Origin of the sequence: Anaerosporomusa subterranea (assembly GCF_001611555.1) — a bacterium.
Classification (GTDB): domain Bacteria; phylum Bacillota; class Negativicutes; order Sporomusales; family Acetonemataceae; genus Anaerosporomusa; species Anaerosporomusa subterranea.
Window position 1 is genome coordinate 76869 of the sequence record NZ_LSGP01000026.1, and the last position, 22265, is coordinate 99133.

Annotated in this window: 23 protein-coding genes and 2 riboswitches; of the genes, 19 read left to right on the top strand and 4 right to left on the bottom strand. The window is 46.5% G+C overall.

The window, feature by feature from the left end; translation table 11 throughout:
* Window positions 1–16 precede the first annotated feature (16 nt).
* The 6 genes from AXX12_RS17190 to AXX12_RS17215 all read left to right on the top strand — a co-directional run bounded on the left by AXX12_RS17190 (window position 17) and on the right by AXX12_RS17215 (window position 5130).
* Complete coding sequence (locus tag AXX12_RS17190) at window positions 17–1225, top strand: M20 metallopeptidase family protein (protein WP_066245404.1); 1209 nt, start codon at window positions 17–19, stop codon at window positions 1223–1225.
* Complete coding sequence (locus tag AXX12_RS17195) at window positions 1222–1938, top strand: amino acid ABC transporter permease (protein ID WP_066245408.1); 717 nt, start codon at window positions 1222–1224, stop codon at window positions 1936–1938. Before AXX12_RS17190 ends, AXX12_RS17195 begins: the two co-directional genes overlap by 4 nt.
* The gene (locus AXX12_RS17200; protein WP_066245410.1) at window positions 1935–2690 is read left to right on the top strand and encodes an amino acid ABC transporter ATP-binding protein; all 756 of its coding nucleotides are present in this window, start codon (window positions 1935–1937) and stop codon (window positions 2688–2690) included. The genes AXX12_RS17195 and AXX12_RS17200 overlap by 4 nt, the downstream gene beginning before the upstream one ends.
* Window positions 2691–2800: 110 nt before the next feature.
* A complete protein-coding gene (locus AXX12_RS17205; RefSeq protein ID WP_082816958.1) occupies window positions 2801–3478 on the top strand; it encodes a DUF1847 domain-containing protein in 678 nt (225 codons plus the stop codon).
* A 12-nt stretch (window positions 3479–3490) separates the two neighbouring features.
* Window positions 3491–4693, top strand: a complete 1203-nt coding sequence (locus AXX12_RS17210; RefSeq protein WP_066245412.1) for a MalY/PatB family protein — start codon at window positions 3491–3493, stop codon at window positions 4691–4693.
* 143 nt (window positions 4694–4836) lie between these two features.
* A complete protein-coding gene (locus AXX12_RS17215; RefSeq protein WP_066245414.1) occupies window positions 4837–5130 on the top strand; it encodes a DUF2325 domain-containing protein in 294 nt (97 codons plus the stop codon).
* Between the two features lie 91 nt (window positions 5131–5221).
* Here AXX12_RS17215 and AXX12_RS17220 read toward each other — a convergent pair whose 3' ends face one another.
* Together AXX12_RS17220 and metA are read right to left on the bottom strand one after the other, a co-directional pair.
* Complete coding sequence (locus AXX12_RS17220) at window positions 5222–5689, bottom strand: ACT domain-containing protein (protein WP_066245416.1); 468 nt, start codon at window positions 5687–5689, stop codon at window positions 5222–5224.
* 15 nt (window positions 5690–5704) lie between these two features.
* Complete coding sequence (gene metA, locus AXX12_RS17225) at window positions 5705–6622, bottom strand: homoserine O-acetyltransferase MetA (RefSeq protein WP_066245418.1); 918 nt, start codon at window positions 6620–6622, stop codon at window positions 5705–5707.
* A 70-nt stretch (window positions 6623–6692) separates the two neighbouring features.
* A riboswitch (SAM riboswitch) is annotated at window positions 6693–6794 on the bottom strand.
* Between the two features lie 235 nt (window positions 6795–7029).
* Here metA and AXX12_RS17230 point away from each other — a divergent pair.
* A complete protein-coding gene (locus AXX12_RS17230; protein WP_066245420.1) occupies window positions 7030–8235 on the top strand; it encodes a threonine synthase in 1206 nt (401 codons plus the stop codon).
* A gap of 20 nt (window positions 8236–8255) precedes the next feature.
* Window positions 8256–9854, top strand: a complete 1599-nt coding sequence (locus tag AXX12_RS17235) for a nitrite/sulfite reductase (protein WP_066245422.1) — start codon at window positions 8256–8258, stop codon at window positions 9852–9854.
* Window positions 9855–9951: 97 nt separating this feature from the next.
* Here the strand turns inward: AXX12_RS17235 and bioB (AXX12_RS17240) are convergent, their stop codons facing one another.
* Both bioB (AXX12_RS17240) and bioB (AXX12_RS17245) read right to left on the bottom strand, forming a co-directional pair.
* The gene (gene bioB, locus AXX12_RS17240; protein ID WP_066245424.1) at window positions 9952–10944 is read right to left on the bottom strand and encodes a biotin synthase BioB; all 993 of its coding nucleotides are present in this window, start codon (window positions 10942–10944) and stop codon (window positions 9952–9954) included.
* Window positions 10945–10982: 38 nt separating this feature from the next.
* Window positions 10983–11963: a biotin synthase BioB gene (bioB, locus tag AXX12_RS17245; RefSeq protein WP_066245426.1), complete on the bottom strand. Its 981-nt coding sequence runs from the start codon at window positions 11961–11963 to the stop codon at window positions 10983–10985.
* A gap of 279 nt (window positions 11964–12242) precedes the next feature.
* Window positions 12243–12344: riboswitch (SAM riboswitch) on the top strand.
* A gap of 76 nt (window positions 12345–12420) precedes the next feature.
* Between bioB (AXX12_RS17245) and AXX12_RS17250 the strand changes: the two genes are divergently transcribed.
* The 11 genes from AXX12_RS17250 (at window position 12421) to AXX12_RS17295 (ending at window position 22055) form a co-directional block, all read left to right on the top strand.
* Complete coding sequence (locus tag AXX12_RS17250; RefSeq protein WP_066245428.1) at window positions 12421–12807, top strand: YezD family protein; 387 nt, start codon at window positions 12421–12423, stop codon at window positions 12805–12807.
* A gap of 90 nt (window positions 12808–12897) precedes the next feature.
* Entirely contained in the window at window positions 12898–14184 is a 1287-nt protein-coding gene (locus tag AXX12_RS17255) for a homocysteine synthase (protein WP_066245430.1), read from the top strand.
* 96 nt (window positions 14185–14280) lie between these two features.
* Entirely contained in the window at window positions 14281–14451 is a 171-nt protein-coding gene (locus AXX12_RS19495; RefSeq protein ID WP_156478713.1) for a hypothetical protein, read from the top strand.
* 18 nt (window positions 14452–14469) lie between these two features.
* On the top strand, window positions 14470–15606 hold the full coding sequence (locus AXX12_RS17260; RefSeq protein WP_066245432.1) for a trans-sulfuration enzyme family protein: 1137 nt from the start codon (window positions 14470–14472) through the stop codon (window positions 15604–15606).
* A 225-nt stretch (window positions 15607–15831) separates the two neighbouring features.
* On the top strand, window positions 15832–17049 hold the full coding sequence (locus AXX12_RS17265) for an amidohydrolase family protein (RefSeq protein WP_082816972.1): 1218 nt from the start codon (window positions 15832–15834) through the stop codon (window positions 17047–17049).
* A 30-nt stretch (window positions 17050–17079) separates the two neighbouring features.
* Window positions 17080–18015, top strand: a complete 936-nt coding sequence (locus AXX12_RS17270) for a methylenetetrahydrofolate reductase (RefSeq protein ID WP_066245436.1) — start codon at window positions 17080–17082, stop codon at window positions 18013–18015.
* Window positions 18016–18239: 224 nt separating this feature from the next.
* Window positions 18240–18518 carry a metal-sensitive transcriptional regulator gene (locus AXX12_RS17275; RefSeq protein ID WP_082816959.1) on the top strand — a complete coding sequence of 93 codons (279 nt, stop codon included), beginning with the start codon at window positions 18240–18242 and terminating at the stop codon, window positions 18516–18518.
* Window positions 18519–18560: 42 nt separating this feature from the next.
* Window positions 18561–19202 carry a 4Fe-4S binding protein gene (locus AXX12_RS17280; RefSeq protein ID WP_066245440.1) on the top strand — a complete coding sequence of 214 codons (642 nt, stop codon included), beginning with the start codon at window positions 18561–18563 and terminating at the stop codon, window positions 19200–19202.
* A 21-nt stretch (window positions 19203–19223) separates the two neighbouring features.
* On the top strand, window positions 19224–20909 hold the full coding sequence (locus AXX12_RS17285; protein ID WP_066245442.1) for an FAD-dependent oxidoreductase: 1686 nt from the start codon (window positions 19224–19226) through the stop codon (window positions 20907–20909).
* Between the two features lie 106 nt (window positions 20910–21015).
* Window positions 21016–21531 carry a YeeE/YedE thiosulfate transporter family protein gene (locus AXX12_RS17290; protein WP_066245444.1) on the top strand — a complete coding sequence of 172 codons (516 nt, stop codon included), beginning with the start codon at window positions 21016–21018 and terminating at the stop codon, window positions 21529–21531.
* Window positions 21531–22055, top strand: a complete 525-nt coding sequence (locus tag AXX12_RS17295) for a DUF6691 family protein (protein ID WP_066245446.1) — start codon at window positions 21531–21533, stop codon at window positions 22053–22055. Before AXX12_RS17290 ends, AXX12_RS17295 begins: the two co-directional genes overlap by 1 nt.
* Window positions 22056–22265: the final 210 nt, after the last annotated feature.

The window sequence follows — 22265 nt, forward strand, 5'->3', positions numbered from 1 at the left end:
TGAGTGGTGTGTTTAGATGAGCGACTTACAGGCGATGATCAAGGCGGCGACGGAGGCGATCTATGATGAACTGGTTTCCTTTCGCCATACGATCCATGCTAATCCTGAACTGAGCAACCAGGAATATGAAACGGCCGCCTTGGTGGAAAAGGCACTTGCAGCTTGGGACATTGAGCATACGCGGGTACCCGGCAGTACAGCGGTCATCGCGATGGTCAAGGGGGCACTTGACGGGAACAATAGTATCGGCATTCGCGCTGACATGGATGCGTTGCCGATCCAAGAAGATACCAGGATCAACTATGCGTCCAAGCGCGACGGCGTTATGCATGCCTGTGGGCACGATATCCACACGGTTAATTTATTGGGAACTGCCTATGTCTTGACAAAATTGAAAGAGCACTTTGCCGGTACCATCAAGCTGGTTTTCCAGCCAGCGGAGGAGATAGGCGGCGGTGCACAGGAGATTCTTGACTTTGGAGTGCTGGAGAATCCGACTGTGACTGCTTTTTTGGCGGCGCATGTTTCCGAGGATATTCCCGTTGGCCAGGTGCAAGTCAAGGCGGAAGAAGTTATGCTGGCTGCCAGTCAATTTACCATATATCTGACCGGGCGCGGCGGGCATGCTTCCGCGCCGCACCAAACAGAGGATATCATTTTGGCGGCGGCGAAGCTGATTGTGGAATTGCAGACGATTCCGGGCCGCAGGATTAATCATCTTGAGCCAGCGGTGATTACGGTCGGCAGCATTCACGGCGGCGAACGAGGCAATATCATTCCTAAAGAAGTGACGATTATAGGAACAATTAGAACGCAAAACAGCGCATTGCGTGAGGAAATTCACGAACATATCACGACCATCTTAGGTGCGCAGGAAATTATTACAGGTGTCAAGGGAACTGCTGCATTTCGGCTTGGCTCAGGCGCTGTTTACAATGATCCGGCCCTAACCGATATTTTTATTGAGGCGGCGGCTAGCTCCGTCGGACGAAAGAATGTGTTGATTGCCAAGTTTCCGAATAACGGTTCGGAAAACTTTTATCGCTTTGCCAAAGCTGTGCCGTCCGTCTTTTTCCGTTTGGGCGTCAACGACGATCCGAAACAGCAGGTTGAACCGGCGCACAGCCCTAAATTCAAGGCAGCGGATGAAGCCTTGAAAACCGGCGTGCAGGTGACGGCCGCCACGGCTATTGCCTTTTTACGGAAAGGAAGACCGTTTGTATGAGTAATGTCATTGAGTTTTCGTTTATGCTGGAGACTTTTTTTAGTTTGCTAAAGTATGTGCCGGTCACGTTGTTCCTCGCCATCGTTAGCATGTTATTGGCTAGTGTACTTGGCTTGACCTGCGCCGTAGTGTTGCTGCGCAACCTGCCTGGTCTCAGACAACTGGTCCGTATTTATTTGCTGATGGGCAGGGCTATTCCGACGATGGTTATGCTATATATTGTTTATTTTGGATTGCCGGTACTGCTTATGGCGTTTACCAAGGAAACCGGCATCGATACCGGCTACCAACATGTGCCGGCTATGGCGTTCGCTATTTTAGGACTTACTTTACATACAGGGGCTTATCTGGCGGAAATCTTTCGTGCAGCCCTGCTGGCTGTCGATAAAGGACAAATGGAAGCCGCGCTGTCAATCGGCATGACCTGGTTTGAGGGCTTTTATCGCATTGTTTTCCGCCAGGCTGCCGTAGTAGCCATGCCGATGGTGGCCAATCAATTTTTGGGATTGATTAAAAGCACGTCCATTGTTTTTACGATCACAGTCATTGAACTGTTAGGCGGGGCGAAAATAGCCAGTGCTGAGCATTACCGCTATTTAGAAACGTATTTGGTGGTAGCGTCCATGTATTGGGGCATGAGTCTTGTTTTTGAAAGACTCTTTTTAGCCGCCGAGCGCAAAGTCGGCTTTTTTCGGAAAGGAGCCAGTATATGATCGAATTTAGAGATATTCATAAGGCGTTTGGCAGGAATGAAGTATTAAAAGGAATTAGTTGCACCATCCCGACAGGATCTGTTACTGTAATATTGGGACCGAGCGGGTCGGGAAAAACGACGCTGCTGCGGTCGGTCAACTTCTTGGAAAAAGCTGACCGCGGGGAAATTATTTTAGACGACCTGCATATCAATGTGGAAACGGCGTCAAAAGCGGATATTCACGCCATCCGTCAGCGAACTGCCATGGTGTTTCAAATGTATAACTTATTCAAAAACAAAACGGCTTTACAAAACATTACAGAAGGCCTGACGGTGGTGAAAAAACTGTCGAAGGCGCAAGCCCGGGAAAAAGCAATACATTATTTGGATAAAGTTGGTCTTGCGCACAAATCCGATGCCTATCCCCATGAATTATCAGGGGGTCAACAGCAACGTATCGGCATCGCACGCGCCCTGGCCTTAAACCCCGACGTCATTTTATTCGATGAACCGACTTCGTCATTAGACCCGGAATTGGTAGGGGAAGTGCTTGAGGTAATGAAAAAAGTAGCGCAGGAAGTCAATGCTACTTTAGTTGTAGTAACGCACGAAATTGGCTTTGCCCGTGATGTGGCTGACAACATTATATTTATGGATAGCGGCGTCATTGTTGAGCAGGGGCCGCCGATGGAAATTTTAAGCAGGCCGCAAAAAGAGCGAACCAAGCAATTTTTATCGCGCTATATCTCCTTTACCGAATATAACATTTAAATGCCGCCAATCTACTTGCCGATCAACGCAAAGAGGAAACACCAGACAGTTTACTAAACAGGTATTTGCAGAGATTACTACTACTTCATATGGAAAATGGAGGAATTTTTATGAGCATTAAAAAGTCTTTAGAACAATTATCCTGCACCGATTGCAATGTGTATAACTGCCGCACCCGGAGCAGTCAGTTCCCTGGATTTTGCCTGACTACGAAAGATAATGCGGAACACGAGATTACTAAGGATATTGAAGAAATCAAGCAGCAGTTACAGGGTGATGACGAGGATGCAGTGATCGCCAGGGCATCAGCTCAGGTAGAGGGGCTGTTTTATGGCAAATTAACCCGTGTTGAAGAAATTATTGAATTTGCCAAACGCATCGGCGCTAAGAAAATTGGCATCGCCACTTGTGCCGGACTGATTGAGGAAGCTAAAATTTTCGCTGATATTTTGACTGCCAAAGGCTTCGAGTATTATAGCGTCATCTGCAAAGTCGGCTCAGTCGACAAGACAGATATTGGCGTGCTGGAAGAACACAAGATTCGGCCAGGAAGCCACGAATCCATGTGTAATCCGATACTGCAGGCCCGTATTCTTAACTACCACAAAACCGATCTGAACGTGGTTGTCGGGCTATGCGTCGGACATGATTCTCTGTTTATAAAATATTCCGATGCCTTGGTTACCACACTTGTTACCAAAGACAGAATGACAGGTCATAATCCAGTGGCAGCCTTGTATACGGCTCATTCATATTACAAACGCCTACTACAAAGTGAAACGAAGTGAGGAAAATACATTATGGCAGACTTCGATGCAAATTTTGACTTTAATCAGATAATTCCTCGTAAAGGCACGGGCAGCCGTAAGTGGGATGCGGTAGACACCGTCTTTGGCAGTGCTGATGTGTTGCCTCTTTGGATCGCTGATATGGACTTTGCTTCACCGGAAGCTGTAACAAGAAAGCTGATTGAGCGGGCCAGCCACCCGATCTATGCCTATAACACCCAGGAGGCGTCGCTTTATCAAGCATTTATCAACTGGGTTAAGCGGCGGCATAACTGGGAAATTGAGCAAGACTGGATTTTACTCGCGCCTGGCGTAGTTCCCTCAATCGTTCTTTCGATTCTGGCACTATCCGAGCCTGGCGACGGTGTTATTATCCAGCCGCCGGTCTATCCGCCCTTTTTTGACTCGATAAAAGACAATCAGCGCGAAATTGTTGAAAATCCTCTTATCGAGAACAATGGCCGATATGAGATCGATTATGACGATTTAGAACAAAAGCTGGCAGACCCTAAAAATAAGCTGCTGTTGTTCTGCAGTCCGCATAATCCGGTCGGCCGTGTATGGACTAGGGCAGAGCTGAGTAAAGTATATGAGTTATGCCAAAAGTATAATGTAGACGTACTGTCTGATGAAATACACAGTGACCTGGTCTACAGTGAACACAAGCATACAGTGTTTGCTTCACTGGGTACACCTGTATGCAAGCAAAGCGTTACCTTTATGGCAGCCAGTAAAACCTTTAATGTCGCGGGTCTTAATCTCTCGTTTATTGTGGTACCTTGCAAGCGTAGGCGTGCTTTGATCAAGGCTGAAATTAACAGACTGCATCTAAACCGCAACAACCTTTTCGGCGTACTTGCCTCTGAAACCGCTTATGCAGAGGGTGATGCATGGCTGGATGGATTGCTCGAGTATCTTGAAAAAAATGCAGATACTCTAGTTGACTTTACGGAGAAACGATTGCCTAAAGTCAAAGTAGTTAAACCAGAGGGTACTTATTTAGCTTGGCTGGATTTTAGAGCATACTTCTCGAATGCAAAGGAACTGGATGACTTTCTTGTACAAAAAGCTAAGGTTGGCTTAAACTCTGGTAAAACATTTGGCCGTCAAGGTGAAGGTTTTGCCCGGATTAATCTTGCTACTCAACGCAGTGTTTTACTTGAGGCGTTAGTCAGAATTGAGAAAGCGCTTGAAGCTGTGTCCGACACGTTATAATTTTCTTATCGGCTGATCAGATTGCTGAAGGCTGGAGTGATACTTCACTCCAGCCTTCATGCTTTTTTGAAAGTGATCCATATGAGAGTGAATAACTTAATGCGTCTTGTCGATTTCTTCTACAAATGGCGGGAGGTGTTGTGATGAGAATTTTGATTGTTGGTGCTGATTATTTGGGCGAGATTGCCGACCGATTATCCGCTATGGGAATAACGGAAATTCAGCACATCAGCGGGCGGAAAGCAGTTTCAGGGAGAAAGTCACAGATTTCCTGTGCGGTAGAGTTAGTTTTGGTATTAGTTGATAGGCTCAATCACAATACGATGCGGCAGGCAAAGCTGACTGCAAAATCGAAATCGATCCCCATAATTTTTGCCAAACGATCATGGTGTTCTATTGAGCAAAAATTACAAAGATTTTTTCTCGATGCATCGTAAACGAATTATCTAAATCTTCCCTCCTGAAAAGCGGGTTTGAACGAAGAACGTTTTACCGTATTCTTCGTCAAATCCGCTTTTTCATATAATCTCAAAATAAGTGCAGTGCAGCATGAATAGTGTTTCTTGCTGCAGGTAAATGCGCTTGCTCCACCAAAACCGACACGGAGGATTGGGAAGTAGTTAAGTGGAGGATCGCAACGTTCAAGGAACTTAGCGTTTCAATAATTTTCCCAGTGATCTGCGGCACATCACTGACCTGCACGCCGGAAATATTGACTTCCGCGCAATCATTAATGGCATTAATGCGGTATTCAGATTGGCTAAATAGGTCCATAACAGCGCCTGCCATTAAACAGGGTACGGAAAAGACTATTTGTGTTATATGAACAGTAATCAGCTGTAAAGTAATTTGTTTGTCTGATATCATCCGGAAAATATCCCGGATTTCTTCGCCATTCAGAGGCCGTTTGGACACCAGTTTTATTTGGCTAATCTCGGATTGGCAGGATATTATTGGCGCAGCCCCGTCGATAATCTTAACGGCTCTGATCTTCAATTTAACACTCCTTTGTTACAGCTTAGACAAATCGAAGGGGGTTTCTTGATAAACATAATAATTGAGCCAGTTCGAAAATAGCAGGTTGGCAGCGCCGCGCCAAAGAACGACTGGTGTTTCTGAAGGATCATCATTAGGGTAGTAATTGTATGGTATCTGAATTGGCAAACCCTGTGCCACGTCACGGTCATATTCAGTTTTTAGCGTGAAAGGATCATATTCTGAATGGCCGGTAATGAAAAATCGCCTATTGTTCATATCAGCGACAGTGCCAATACCCGAAATGGAGGATTCTGAAAGTATACATAATTGTGAAACTTTTTCAATGTCGCTGCGGCGGATTTCTGTATGTCTGGAGTGTGGAACATAGAAAATATCATCAAAGCCACGGAATAGTTTGTCATGTTTTGGGCAGAGCCGTTTGTGCGGGAAGACGCCAAACATTTTTTGCGGAAGATCATACTTGGGAATTCCGTAATGGTAGTATAATCCTGCCTGAGCTCCCCAGCAAATATGGAGAGTCGAGAATACATGCGTCTTGCTCCATTCCATAATGGCGCAAAGTTCATCCCAATACGCTACCTGTTCAAAAGGAATTTGTTCGACAGGCGCTCCGGTAATAATCATGCCATCATATCTGCGCGATTTTACATCATTAAAGGTTTCGTAAAATTTAATCAGATGCTCCGGTGATGTGTTAGTAGGCTCATAGGTAGCGGTATACATAAAATCAATATCTACCTGCAGGGGTGTATTTCCTAACAGACGTAGGAGTTGGGTTTCTGTGACGATTTTTGTCGGCATAAGATTTAACAGTAATATTTTAAGGGGACGTATATCTTGAGTGTACGCGCGGTTGTCATACATCACAAAAACATTCTCACTTTCGAGAACATTGGTGGCAGGCAGGTTGTTCGGAATTTTAATTGGCATGTGGTGCCTCCTCTTTCTGATTAAAATAAAAACCCCTTCCACGAGGAAAGGGGTTTTCTATTCCGCTCTCCTCTCATCTGTCAGAACAATGTTCTGCTGGAATTAGCACCACTGCATTGCTGCCGGTTGCCGGGTGTCATCGGGCCAGTCCCTCGACCACTCTAGATAAGAGTAATTGATATGTAATTAAATTGAATAGTAGCATATAGTATAGTATACTGTCAATAATAATAATTTAACATCCCCTTGACACCTGCCAAGTGTTTGTGTATACTCTAAGAGAACTTCATACTGTGTGCTGATCAGAAATACTGAAGGCCAAATCATTCCCCTATGGGATGATTTGGCCTTGTTTGTGTTATGGTAGATCAGGAGATTTTAAAGAAAATCAAAGGGAGAGATTAGACATGTATGTGTCTCATTTAGAGTGCTCCAAATGCGGTTTGCATTTGGAACCCCACAAAATCGCCCAACTTTGTCCGACTTGTGGAGCGCCGCTATTAGTGAGGTATGATTTAGCCAAAGTTAAAGCGTCATTTTCCAAAGATGCATTGGCCAGACGCAAGCATAACCTGTGGCGTTACCGCGAACTGTTGCCATTTCAGGACGAAACAAGTATCATATCATTAGGAGAAGTCATGACTCCGTTGATTCCTTTGGAGAAACTAGCTCGTTCCCTGGGAGCAACCGGGCTGTATCTGAAGGATGAAGGATTAAATCCCGGCGGTACTTTCAAGTCCCGTGGCGCGGCGATGGGGGTGACTTGCGCTGCAGAGCTTGGCGTAAAAGCAATTGCCATGCCGACCAATGGCAATGCCGGTGCGGCTTGGTCTATCTATTGCGCGAAGGCGGGGATCGATGCCTATATTGTGATGCCTGTTGAAGCGCCGTCGATTACCAGAAGTGAGTGTGCCATCGCCGGGGCGAAGCTGTATTTGGTTAATGGACTAATCAGCGATGCCGGCAAGATTATCGCACGAGCGGTAAGTAAGAACAAATGGACAGATGCATCTACCCTTAAAGAGCCGTATCGGATTGAAGGCAAAAAGACCATGGGTCTGGAAATAGCTGAACAGCTTGGTTGGGAAGTTCCTGATGTCATCCTTTATCCTACCGGCGGGGGTGTCGGTATTATCGGTATTTACAAAGCCTTGTTGGAATTACGCGAGATTGGTTGGATAGGCGATAAAATGCCCCGATTGGTCGCTGTCCAGTCCGAAGGCTGTGCGCCAATCGTCAAGGCGTGGGAAGAAAAACAGGCAGCATCTGAATTTTGGCCGGATTCCTCCACTATCGCGTTTGGAATCAATGTGCCGAAAGCGCTTGGCGATTTTTTGGTTCTTGATGCGGTCAAGCAAACCGGCGGTTGCACAATCGCCGTATCTGACGAAGAGGTTTTACATGACCAAGCGGAACTGGCCAGGACAGAAGGCTTATTTATCTGCCCTGAGGGAGCTGCTACTCTTTCAGCCTATAAACGGCTATTGAATAGCGGCTGGATAAAATCCGGAGAAAAGACAGTTTTGCTCAATACGGGCAGCGGATTGAAATACCCCAATACAGTTAGAGTAGATGTTCCTGTATTGGAGCCGTCTGAAGATATCCCTGGATAACAGACAGGAGGATTTAATTTATGGAACCAGTTTGGGCTCAAGATCGTTCAAAGTTAAATAAAGTTGAACTGATTAAATTGGAAAAAGACGGCCTTGATATCATCAATGATATTGAGCGCTTTGCAAAGCTTGGTTTTGCAGCAATTGAGGAAAAAGACTTCGATCTCTTAAAATGGTTGGGGCTGTATATTTCTCGGCCGAAAGAAGATGGGTTTTTCTTGCTGCGCGTAAAAATTCCCGGCGGAGTGCTCACTTCTTTGCAGGCCCGCACGTTAGGCAAGATAGCCCGTGATTATGGCCGCAATTTACTGGATATCTCGACAAGGCATGCGATTCAGTTCCATTGGATCCGTGTAGAATATTTACCAGATATCTTTGCGAGACTTGCTTTAGTCGGACTTAGTTGCATTGAATCTGCTGGCGACTGCCCGCGCACGATCGTTGGCAATCCACTGGCGGGATATGATCAGGAAGAAGTCATCGATGCCAGCCCGATCCTAAAAGAAGTGTCAGACTTCTTCCATAACAACAGAGAGTTTTCTAACTTGCCGCGCAAGTTTAAGATATCGATTTCGGGAAGTATTCATAACCCGGCAAGCGCTGAGATTCATGATCTATCATTTACCCCGGCAGAGAAACAAGTTAATGGGGAAACGGTCATCGGCTTTCATGTGAAAGTCGGCGGGGGATTATCGGCAGCGCCTTATATGGCGCAGGATCTCGATTTATTTGTGCTTCCCAGTGAAGTACTTAGTGTGGCAAAGGCGGTAGCAACTATTTTCCGCGACTTCGGTTACCGTGAAAAACGTAACCACGCTCGGTTGAAGTTTCTACTGCAGGACTGGGGTGTAGAGAAGTTCCAGGAAGAACTAATTAATCGAACCGGCCCGCTAGCTAGTCGTGGTAAAGATTTAACTGTTGACTGGAATGCCGGTTGTTCATATGGCTTGCATCAACAGGTTCAATCAGGCTTGAATTATTTGGGTTTGTCGATTCCGTTAGGACGTTTCTATGCCGACGAAATAGAGGAGCTTGCAACCATCGCCGAAACGTATGGTGACGGTTCGATTCGCACCACGAATTCCCAAGACCTTATCTTGCCCAATATTCCTGACGCAAAGACAGAAGCAGTACTTTCTGAAAAAGTGCTAACCCGGCTCACCCCATTTCCTAAGCCATTCACAGCGCATGCTATTAGCTGTACTGGCACTCAATTCTGCCCGCTAGGTGTTGCTGAAACGAAGCAGCGTGCGGCAAAGATTCTGGAGTACCTTGATCAGCATGTCGAGTTGGACACTCCCATCGTAGTGCATTTCAGCGGCTGCGTGAACTCCTGCGGCCAGAACCAAATTGCCGATATCGGTCTTCAAGGCACAGTGGCAAAAGTAGGCGACCAGATCGTCGAGGCTTTCACATTTTCGATTGGTGGCAGACTGGGGCCTCAGGCAAGTTTTGGAATCAAGCTAAAGGGTTCTGTGCCAGCTGATCGTGTAGCGAAGGCGGTAGAAAGTCTGGTTAACGCTTTTAAGGCCCACAGAGCGCCCGGAGAATCCTTTAGTGATGTTGTGAAGCGTATTGGTACGGATGCGTTCCAGTTGGCGCTGGACAAGTTCATATAAACAGAACACTAAATGGCTGTCTTGAAACTATGTTTCAAGACAGCCATTTATCATCCTTTCCGCTCACCTTTCATAGCTTACAGTCAAGCAAATTTTTCTAGCTTGACTGAAGCGGAGTAAGTCCTAGCCCGCGTACGGTTTTTAGATCGTCCGCCGCTTGGCGACCGTGGGTGGTGAGGTAATTTCCCATCAGCATTCCATTAATCCCTGCAAGGAATCCTAGAGGAGTAAGTTCTCCTAGGTTGTGTTCCCGGCCACCCGCGTAGCGGATAATCTTCGTCGGCAGGATGAGGCGGAAAATAGCGAAGGTTTGCAAGATCTCCATCGGATTCAAGCGAGGCTGATCTTCGAGGGCGGTGCCTTCGATTGCATTCAATACATTGATGGGAATAGAGTCGACGTCAAGTTCTTTGAGTTCGAAGGCTAATTCGATTCTCTGCCTCCATGATTCGCCCATGCCGATGATGCAGCCGGAACAGGCTTGCAAACCAGCAGCCTTGATTCGTTTGATCGTCTGTACACGTTCGTCGTAGGTGTGTGTGGTGCATATTTCTTGAAAATAGCTTCTGCTTGTTTCAAGATTGTGGTGGTAGCGAGTAATGCCAGCCGCCTTTAATTCTTTCACATGACTTGTCTCAAGCGTCCCGAGAGAGCAACAGCGATTAAGCGATGTCTCACGGCCAATACGCTCGATTGCGGACAGAATCTTCGGAAAGTCAGGGTCGCTTTTCATGCCGCAGCCGGCGGTTACAATGCAAAATCGGTAGGCCCCTTCGATCTCAGCCTTTTTGGCTGCAGCTACAATCTCTTCTTCACTCATTAGGGAATAAACAGTTAATTTCACTTCCTTGTGATGAGCTGATTGGGCGCAGAACTTGCAATTTTCGGAGCAATTGCCGGAACGGGCATTGACAATTTCGCAAGTATCGACTTCTTTACCTGTAAACTCATCTCGTACCTTATTGGCAATACCTAAAAGAATCGGGATATCGTTCTCCTTGATCTGGGTTAGGGCCAGTGCTTCGTCGAACGTGACAGCGCCGCCGTTTAACACTTTGTTTCCAATTTCGCAAAGGAATGTAAGACTCATTTTAATACCTCCTAAAGTTGATTGCTTTTTCTCCGGTTTTATTCCGGTGTCATGCCGGCGTCTTTTGCCATGACGAAATCCATGGCAGCATCTCGACCGGTGAAGGTAAGATAATTGCCGACTATCAGTCCATTCGCTCCCGCAAGAAGTGCGGCGCCCTGCATGTCTCGGAGATTGATCTCGCGGCCTCCGGCGGGGCGGATCACTTTATCCGGTAAAATGAACCGGAATAGGGCGAATGTCAAAATTATCTCAAGTGGGTTTGGTGGGCAGACCTTTTCAAGGGCGGTGCCGCGGATGGGATTGAGTATGTTGAGGGGAATGGAGCGGACGTCATGCTCTTTTAATGTGAAAGCCATAGAAATACGGTCTTGCCATGATTCTCCCATGCCGATAATTCCACCTGTACATAATTCCATACCAGCGGCTTTAGCGGCTCGAAGTGTCGCGACCCGTTCGCTGAATGGGTGGGTCGAGCAGATGCTCGGATAAAAGCGCTCGCTTGTTTCGATGTTGTGGGCGTAACGTTTCACACCAACGCTTGCCAGGGCCTGTGCTTGCTGAAGGGTTATTGTTCCAAGGTTGGCGCAAACGCTCAGTCGTGTTTTCTTTTGTATCACCTGTATTGCTTCGATGATACTGGAAAAAGTGGGGCTAGACTCCATTCCCTTGCCGCTGGTTACAATGCTTACGCGTTTGGCACCAAGTGCTTCTGCGTCTCTGGCTTTCTCCAATAGCTGGCTTGCATCCAGCAAGTCGTAAGAAGAGATGTTTGTATTGTGGAAAACAGATTGTGCGCAAAACTTGCAGTCTTCGGTACACAGACCTGATCGTGCGTTAATGACTCCGCACATATCGATCCGATTTCCTGCAAAATGCTCCCTAATCTTGTTGGCGTAAGCTGCGACCAGCATAATGTCATGCTGGGGGATTCCGATTAATGTTAACGCTTCGTCATATGTAACAGAATGGCCGCGTAGCACTTTTTCTCCTAAATGGACAACGAAAGAATCTGTCATAGAAAGCCTCCAATGGTAAACGTTCATTAGTGATTAGGTTAACAAAAAACAGAAAAGAATGGTTAACCACAAAAAATAATGAGGTTAACTAATGCCAGTATAATACAAGTTGATTTTCTTGTAAATATAAAGTTGTCGACATACAAAGTTGTTGACACACCAAGGTATAAAACAATATTGGCGTTAAGGAAGTACCTGCGATAATATATTTATCGCAGGTATTGACAAGTGTTATATCAAGATGCTAATATGTAAAGCAATTGAATAACTAGTATATAACTCTTATCAAGAGTGGTCGAGGGACTGGCCCGATGACACCCGGCAACCGGCAGCAATGCAGTGGTGCTAAATCCAGCAGAACGTTGTTCTGGAAGATAAGAGGGAAGTGGAATAAGAACCTCTTTCCTCGGAAAGGGGTTCTTCGTTTTTTAAAGTATCATAGAAGGGAGAAATCAAGATGCCAATTAAACCTACTTGCGTCTCCCAAGATGCATTGACCATTATTGTCGACTCGATCCGGTCCGTTTCTCATGGCACAGTCGCGTTAATCGTACAGGATGGGCGTTTGTTGCAGATCGAGAGGACTGATAAGATTCGTTTGGATTCTTTTAGAAAGTCCAATCCTGGTGTAAATCGGTCTGCCGATATCGGGCGAATTGCCCATGAGAATATTCTGGATGACCGGCAAATCGCGCGTCTCCGCTGCAGAGTTGCTGAGCAACTGAAGGATTTAGCTTTCGGGCAAATTATCCTGATTATCAAAGATAATCTGTTGGTTCAAATAGAAAGGATTGAGAAACAGCGATTGGCGGGATTGGAGGGGATATATGGGGACGGTATTTAGGCGCTCAACCACTGGAATGGCCGATCAGAAAACTGAAGGCTAGAGGAGACTCATGGTTGCCACTTACTAAAAACATGGAGGATGATTATTATGGCATTACCTGAAACTTTACGTTTTGATTCTCTAGCTGTCCATGCAGGGCAGAAGCCTGACCCCACTACTGGCTCACGGGCTGTTCCAATCTATCAAACAACCGCATATAATTTCCGCGACAGCGAGCACGCGGCAAATTTGTTTGCACTCGCTGAGCCTGGCAATATTTATACCCGGATCATGAATCCGACAACCGATGTATTTGAAAAACGCGTTGCTGCTCTTGAGGGCGGGGTTGGTGCGCTGGCCTTTGCGTCCGGACATGCGGCGATCAGCGCGGCCATCTTTAATATCGCTAAGGCGGGTGATGAGATTGTCAGTTCAACCACTCTTTATGGCGGAACTTACAACATGTTTACTTACACCCTGCCGCAACTGGGTATCAAGGTGAAACTGGTTGACTCCAGCGATCCCGAGAATTTCCGCAAAGCGATCACAGAAAAAACCAAAGCTGTATATGCGGAAGTGATCGGTAATCCAAAGATTGATGTTCTTGATATCGAAAAAGTGGCTAACATTGCCCATGAAAACGGCATTCCGTTGATTGTTGACAGTACCTTTGCCACTCCGTACCTCTGCCGGCCGATTGAGTTTGGCGCTGATATCGTTATCCACTCGGCGACAAAATTCATCGGCGGTCATGGCACCTCCATGGGTGGTATCGTAGTCGACGGTGGCAAGTTTAACTGGGCAAACGGCAAGTTCCCTCTGCTCAGCGAACCAGACCCCAGCTACCACGACCTGCGTTACACTGAAGCAGTTGGGCCATTAGCCTTTATCATTCGTTTGCGTACACAAGTTTTGCGTGATCTCGGAGCCTGCCTGAGTCCGTTCAATAGCTTCCAATTCCTAATCGGCCTGGAGACGTTGCATCTCCGGTTACAGCGCCACACTGAAAATGCTCAGAAAATCGCCGAATACCTGGCAGGTCACGAGCAGGTAACCTGGGTAAGCTATCCGGGATTAGCTAATCATCCTGATCATAAGCTGGCCCAGAAGTACTTGCCGAAAGGCGCAGGCGCCATCTTAACCTTTGGCATCAAAGGCGGCCTCGAAGCAGGCAGAACCTTTATCAATTCCTTGAAATTGTTCTCGCTGCTTGCCAATGTTGGTGACGCGAAGTCGCTGGTTATTCATCCCGCCAGTACGACCCATTCGCAACTGACTCCGGAACAAAGAGAGGCCGCAGGCGCTCCGGATAATTTAGTCCGCTTGTCTTTAGGGATTGAAGACGCAGCAGATTTGATCGATGATCTGGAACAGGCGCTTTGGAAAACGAAATAAAACGCAATAGCAGCGCAAAATACCCGTACAGATGTTTAAGGCTGGGTATGGCTTGGCATACTCCAGCCTTAGAGCTTCTGCAGTGAGGAGTCGCATATGCAGCAGAGTAGTGGTGCAGCAGGCCAGCAAACATGCGGGAAGGAAGATTTACCTGTGGCTAAGTTAGATAATACACAACATGGCGACGAAATCATCATCATCATCAGAAATGGCGTTGTCGTGAAATTTGAGCAGCGGAAGATCAATTTAGAAAACGGGAATGTTTAGCTGGGAGGAATACTACATATGAAGATCAATACTCAGTTGGTTCATGTCGGCGTTGGCTCAGATGCTAAAACCGGCGCAATCACTACACCCATTTATCAATCGGCAACATTCCGACACCCTGCATTAGGCCAGAGTACAGGCTTTGATTATTCCCGCACACAGAATCCGACGCGCAAGGTACTGGAGGAAGCGATCGCCGTACTAGAGGGCGGTAGTGACGGATTTGCCTTCGCCTCAGGGATGGCTGCCATTACTGCAGTACTGATGCTGTTTAAGACAGATGATCATATTGTAGTGGTTGAGGATTGCTACGGCGGGACGTATCGGATACTTGATAAGGTGTTTACTAACTTTGGGCTGAAAGTCAGCTTCGTTGATGCAACCTGCCTGGATGAAATTGAAAACTCGCTTACGCCATCGACACGATGTATACTTATAGAAACACCGACAAATCCATTAATGAAAATTGTCGATATCCGCGCGATTGTGAAAATGGCTAAGAAGAAAGATATATACGTCGTTGTTGATAATACGTTCTTGACACCGTATCTGCAGCGGCCGCTTGAGCTTGGCGCTGATCTTGTGGTACACAGCGCGACAAAATATCTTGCCGGACATAATGATGTTATCTGCGGCTTGGTCGTGAGCCGCAACAAACAGCTAGGTGAACGTATCCGGTTTATTCAGAACTCAACAGGCGGGATACTAGGGCCTAATGACAGTTGGCTGCTGATTCGCGGCATGAAAACATTGGCTTTGCGCATGGACAAGCACTGCCAAAATGCACAGGCGTTGGCAGAGTGGCTTCAAAAGCAAGAACAGGTTGAGACAGTATACTATCCCGGGTTGCCACAGCATCCGGGCAAGCATATTCAAGAGCAACAGGCAACAGGATATGGGGGGATGTTATCTTTTACTGTGCGCGACTCGAGGTTGGCGCCACATATTTTGAAGCGAGTGAAGCTACTGCAATTTGCGGAAAGCCTGGGAGGAGTGGAATCATTAATCACATTCCCCGCTGTTCAGACGCACGCAGATATTCCGCCTGAGGTGCGGAATCGGCTGGGAATCACGGACTGCTTGCTGCGAGTATCAGTAGGGATTGAAGACATTGACGATATTATTGCTGATTTTGAGCAGGCATTTGCCGATTAGTAGATTAATTTAATTGATGATACCCGCGATAGTGTTTGGCGTTGGATGATCATGGTGGTAATAGGTGGTGAAAACATGTTAGATGTTGTGATTGCGAATGGTATTCTGGTTGATCCAGAGAAACTTGTTCGATATCCGGCTAATATCGGTATAGTTGACGGCAAGATTGCGACTATTACCCAGAATAATCTTCACGGTGTTCAAGAATTCGACGCTTCCGGCAGGATAGTCTGCCCTGGGTTCATCGATATTCATGGGCATGTCGATTTAGACGAGTATTGTGGCGAACTTTCGCTGCGACAGGGGATTACGACAACTGTAGGTGGTAATTGTGGAGCGAGTCCGTTAGATATAGATGCCTTTTTTACGCTACAGGAGAAGAATGGCTTTATCATCAACCAGGCTGAATTTATCGGGCATTCAATCCACTTGAGAAACTCGGTAGGCGCTATTGACCCTCTCAAGCCAGCTACTCCTGAGCAATTATCGCGCATGGAATATTTGGTGGAAAAGGGATTTGAAGATGGTGCGTGCGGACTGTCGTTAGGATTGGGCTACGCACCAGGAAGTTCAAATGAGGAAGTCCTTCGCTTGAGCAGAATTGCTGCCAGATATGGGCGAATTGTCGCTGTAGACACACGGATGCTCACAGGTACTGACATGTATTCGCTTGTCGAAGCAATTTCTATTGCGCGGCAAACCGGGGCTCGCATTCAAATATCACATCTTGTGTATCAGTATGGAACGGGCGTTGTCGATGAGGCGCTGGCTGTCATCAACAGAGCCCGGTCTGACGGCATGGACATACGATTTGACAGTGGGATGTATACGCCATGGGCTACGCATATCGGCGCCGCTCTCTTTAATGAGGACTATATGGAGACGAACGGTTGGGATCTGAAGGACATTTTGGTTGTTACCGGCCAGTATAATGGAAAACGCTTGAACCAGGAGATCTACCGCGAGCTTCGCGACAGCGCTCCGCATACGGCGGTCGTAGTTTTTACCGGCATTGAAGAGGAAATCTATTTGGCGTTAAATCATCCATTTGCGATGCCCTCCACCGATACCGGCGCATATGCCCCTGGTGAGGGTCATCCGCAAATCGCGGGGAGTTTCCCGCGCTATTTTAAAAAGATGGTTACCGAGCGATATCAATTAAATTTGATGGAAGCAGTCCGCAAGGCAACCTTATTGCCAGCTGAAACTCTGGGACTGGATTGTAAGGGACGGCTGCGGGAGGGCATGGACGCAGATGTAGTGGTATTCGATATTCATACTATCGCTGATAAGGCGGATTTTGGACTGCCTGATGCTCCGCCAGTTGGAATTGACTACGTCTTTGTCAATGGCCGGCTAGCAATTGATCGTGGCAATTTAGTAGACACTCACGCCGGGAAAGCGGTTCGATGTATAAAGCCGATGTATGATTATCAAATTTAAACTGTTTATAAACTATGTGGGAGAATATTGATGCTGAAACAAAAGATACTCAATAAGGCGGCCGGAATCCTGACATACGGATTAACTCCGCCGAAATCAAACAATACACCAGAGAAGATTAGCGAGATTGCGGGAAAACAGATTGAACGCATCCGCGATTTACCGCTTGATGGTCTGCTAATTTATGATATTCAAGATGAAGCGGATCGAATTGGCGACGAAAGGCCTTTCCCTTTCTTGCATACCGTTGATTCGGCTGTTTATGCGAATGACTATTTGCGAGAACTACAGATGCCAAAGATTATATATCGCTGTGTGGGCAAATATAGCAAACCTGAGTTGGCTGAATGGATTACCGGGAAGAGTAGACAGGATAAGTATTCGGTGTTCGTCGGTGCATCGGCTAAACAGCAACAGGTCAATATCGGGCTGCCTGAAGCCTATCAAATGCGGTCAGAACTAAATCCGAACCTGCTTTTGGGCGGAGTTTTAATCCCAGAGCGGCATAGCAAATATCACGATGAGCATTTGCGCATGATCGATAAAATGGATAAAGGCTGCCAGTATTTTATTTCGCAAGCGGTTTATAATGTCGAAACAACTAAAAATGTTCTATCCGACTATTACTACCATTGCCAGAACCATCATATCGACATGGTGCCGATACTGATAAATCTCACTCCCTGCGGCTCGATTAAAACCTTAGAATTCATGAAGTGGTTAGGGGTCAATATTCCGAAATGGCTAGAGAATGATTTGATGAATTCTCAAGATATATTGGATCAATCCATTATGCTTTCCAAACAGATATTTGAAGAATTGCTCGACTTTGCAGTAGGGAAAGGCATACCGATTGGCTGTAGTGTAGAGAGCGTTTCCACCCGGAAAGTTGAAATTGAGGCATCCATACAAATGGTGCAAGACATACAAGGTCTGTTTGCGCGTCATCTCGTTGCTCGAATCTGAATTTGATGCTTCAGGCGGAAGCGTCTGCCCTGGAGTAGTGTGCCATTCAGGGAAAATGGTTTGCTGTGACCTGTGATAAAGTAAGACTTGAATTAGGTGGAGTCATTCCGCTAATTCAAGTCTTATCTTGTTTTTTGGGGTTGATTTTGCGTAAGTAATGATTTATATTAAAACTATACCCCCTACCCATGGGGGTGGGATATGGATAAGATTAAGGAGTATGAATGATGACTAAAGAACAGTTGAAAAAAAGTGTGCTTCAGCGATTGGGTACGATTAAAGGTCATGTTGCCGGTATTGAAAAAATGGTGGAAGAAAATAAGAATTGCGAAGATATTCTGTTCCAATTAAGTGCAATAACCGGTGCTGTGAATAAACTAAGCGCCCATATCCTTGAACAATACGCAGAAGCTTGTTTGGAAGATGTTCATATCGATGATACCAATGCGCGTCAGCGCATCGAGAACTTAACGAAAACCATGATTACTATGCTGAAAAAATAAGTCGGAAGCTAGTTTCCGTTCTAAAATTTGAGAGGAGAAGATATGAGGAGTACGATACAACCCTATTTGTTCTGGGTATTAATGGGTTTCCTAGCAGTAGGCATTGTTTACCCAGTGATTGGTTTGGCTGCAATCCTATGTATGTTGGCTCCAGTCATAATGGCTCCCTTCAAAGGTAGATATTGGTGTGGGAATTTTTGTCCCCGCGGCAGTTTTTATGATCACGTTATTGCAAAAATATCTACCAAGAAACCAATACCGGCGGTTTTTCGCAGTACCGGCTTCCGCGTATTGATGGTTCTGTTCATTATGGGTGTTTTTGGAGTGCAAATGTACTCTGCATGGGGTGATTGGTCCGCTATGGGAGCGGTGTTTGTACGGATTATCCTGATTACAACCATTGTTGGCATTGTACTGGGAGTAATGTTTCATCAGCGTACCTGGTGCTCCTTCTGCCCGATGGGCACGATGGCAAGCTGGGTCAGTGCTAAAAGAAGGCCCATGCCGTTACAGGTAGAAAACTCCTGTGTGAATTGTAAACTTTGTACTGCTGCATGTCCGCTGCAACTATCCCCTTATGCGGAAAAAGGAAGCGCAGAAGGATTCACACATAGCGATTGCCTGAAGTGCAGCCGTTGTATAGAGAAATGTCCCAAGAAAGCGTTGTCTTTTAAGCGGGTTTGAATAATTGGGGGAGGGATTTTTATGAAAAAAATTCTAGTGATCGGTGGAGTGGCAGCTGGATTAAAAGCTGCCGCTAAAGCACGCCGCTGTGATTCGCAGGCAAGCATTACCGTATTGGAAAGAGGGAAAATCATTTCTTATGGTGCTTGCGGGATGCCTTATTATGTGGGAGGCGACGTTAATGACATTGACGATTTGATGAAGACACCGGTAGGTGTTTTACGCAGTCCAGGATATTTCAAAAATGCTAAAGACATTACTGTACTCACTCAAACGGAAGCAATGGCGATAGACCGGGATTCTAAGGTAGTAACGGTGAAAAACCTTGCTACCGGTGAAGACGATACGCTACCGTATGATAAACTCGTTATCGCTACCGGCGCTTCTGCTATCAAACCTTCGCTGCCGGGAGTAGAACTGGGTAATATTTATTCCCTTTGGCATCCTGATGATGCTAAAGCAATCCGTCAGGGAATAGAAGCCGGAAAGTTTAACCGTGCGATCATTATCGGTGCAGGGCTGGTCGGCATGGAAATGGCTGAGGCATTGACTAAGCAGCAGCTACAGGTAACCGTAGTTGAGATGAAAGATCAAGTATTTCCCGCTTTCCTTGATCCTGAAATAGCGGGAGTTGTCTCTAAATATGCGGCAGAGAAAGGTATTAATTTGCTGGCTGCGGAAAAAGTAGAAGCCTTTATCGGTGAGACGGAAGTAACAGCGGTTAAGACGGACAAACGCACCATCCCAGCCGATCTGGTGGTATTAGCGATTGGTGCAAGACCCAATGTGGAATTGGCTAGGGCAGCTGGACTGACTATTGGTACAACTGGCGCAATTTCGGTTGATGATGAAATGCGGACCAGTGATCCGGATATATACGCCGGCGGCGACTGTGTAGAAAATATCAACATAATGTCGGGACAGAAAGTGTTTGCTCCTATGGGATCTACGGCCAATAAACATGGCCGCGTAATCGGTGAAAACCTGTGCGGTGGTCATGTCAAATTTAAGGGTGTGTTAAACACAGTTATTGCCAAGGTACATAGCCTCACTGTCGGCAAGACTGGATTAAGTGAACGTGATGCGAAGCAACTGGGCTATGACTACATCACCGTTATGGTTGCCGGTCCTGATAAGCCGCATTATATGGGAGCAAAATCTATCACCATAAAATTAATCGCTGATGCCAATACCCGAAAAGTTCTCGGAATGCAGGCTGTCGGCGAAGGAGAGGTAGCCAAAAGGGTGGATGTTGCCGCAGCGGTGCTGACAATGGGAGGAACGATTGACGATTTATTTGACATCGACCTGTCATATGCGCCGCCGTATAATTCGCCTATAGACAATTTAGCGGTGGCCGCCAATGCGGTTATGAACAAACTGGCAGGTAAGTTTAATGGTATTTCACCCATAACAGCCAAGGAAAAGATGCAAACCGGTAAAGCCGTGTTCCTTGATGTGCGTACTCCCGATGAATGTAAGCAGATACGTCTGGCAGACTGTCCGAATATCAAATATATTCCTCTTGGGCAGCTACGCAGCAGGCTGGCAGAACTGAATAAAGCGGATGAAATTGTAGCGTTTTGCAAAATCAGCCTGCGGGGCTATGAGGCAGAAGGCTTTCTAGAAGGCGCCGGCTTTGAAAACGTCAAGGTTCTGGAAGGCGGCATTGTGTCCTGGCCGTTTGCTTGTGAAAAAGAAGAATGAAGAGCATTGTTAGGATAGCATAGAAGTTTTGTAACATTAAACAGTAATATGAATATCAGTATTATGATGAACTGGTTTTCATATGAAAAAGTTGGGAGGGAGTTATATGAAACAAGACAGAGGCTGGAGCCCTTATCTTGCCGGGGCACTCAGCGGCTTGGTGTCAATAGGCTCTGTTTGGTTTGTTGGTAAATACCTTGGTGCATCGACAACTTTTGTCCGTACGACCGGAATGCTGGAGAAGATCTTTTCTCCTGAACGGGTCGCAAGCATGCCTTACTTTATCAAGGAAGTACCAATGATTGACTGGCAATGGATGTTCGTTATAGGCGTTGCCCTCGGGGCATTCGTGGCAGCGAAGTCATCCGGCAGTTTTCGCTGGCAGGCAGTTCCTACTATGTGGCAGGAACAGTTTGGGCCACACATCACGCCAAGGGCAAAAATTGCCTTTATCGGTGGAATTGTGGCCATGTTCGGCGCGCGGCTTGCCGACGGCTGCCCTAGCGGGCATGGCTTAAGCGGTTCGCTGCAGCTTGCAGTCAGCGGATTTATTGCGCTAGCCAGTTTCTTCATCGGCGGCCTGATTTCGGCGAATTGGCTTTATAAAGGTGGTGGAAAGTAATGGATTTGATTTATGGTCTGATTACCGGTGTTTTGTTTGGCATCTTTCTGCAGAAGGGCCGTGTGCTGCGTTATGACAAGCAGATTGCAGCCCTGCGGCTGCAGGATATGACCATCGTCAAATTTATGCTGTCCCATGTCGCTGTAGCCATGGTCGGCGTTTATCTGCTCTATGATCTGGGATTGGTAAAGCTGTCCTTGAAGCCTACCATCCTAGGCGGGGTCATTATCGGCGGCTTACTGTTCGGCTTAGGCTGGGGATTGCTTGGCTACTGCCCGGGCACTTCCTTGGGAGCGTTGGGTGAAGGACGATGGGATTCTGTTTGGGGTATTTTAGGTATGCTGGTCGGGGCAGGGTTATATGCTGAAGCCTATCCATACTTAGAAAAGACTGTTCTTACTTGGGGTAATTACGGCAAAATTACTATTCCTCAAATTTTAGGCGTCAATCATTGGTTGATCATTGTACCGTTTTTACTAGGGACGGTTTTCTTGTTCCGATGGTTAGAGAAAAGAGGGCTGTAGGCAGTTGATCTGTTGCTGATTCGCGTGCGGAAAGACTTGGTAGCAGCTGTATATTATCGTAAAGTATAAGAACACCGGAGTATCCGACTCAGTCTGAGTCAGGTATTCCGGTTTTTAATTTTTAGCTTCTGTGCTTATCAGACTTGAAAATGCAGGCGTGGAGTTTTTTTACTCATTTTGCCTTTAAGCTATGGAACTCGTAATTCCAAT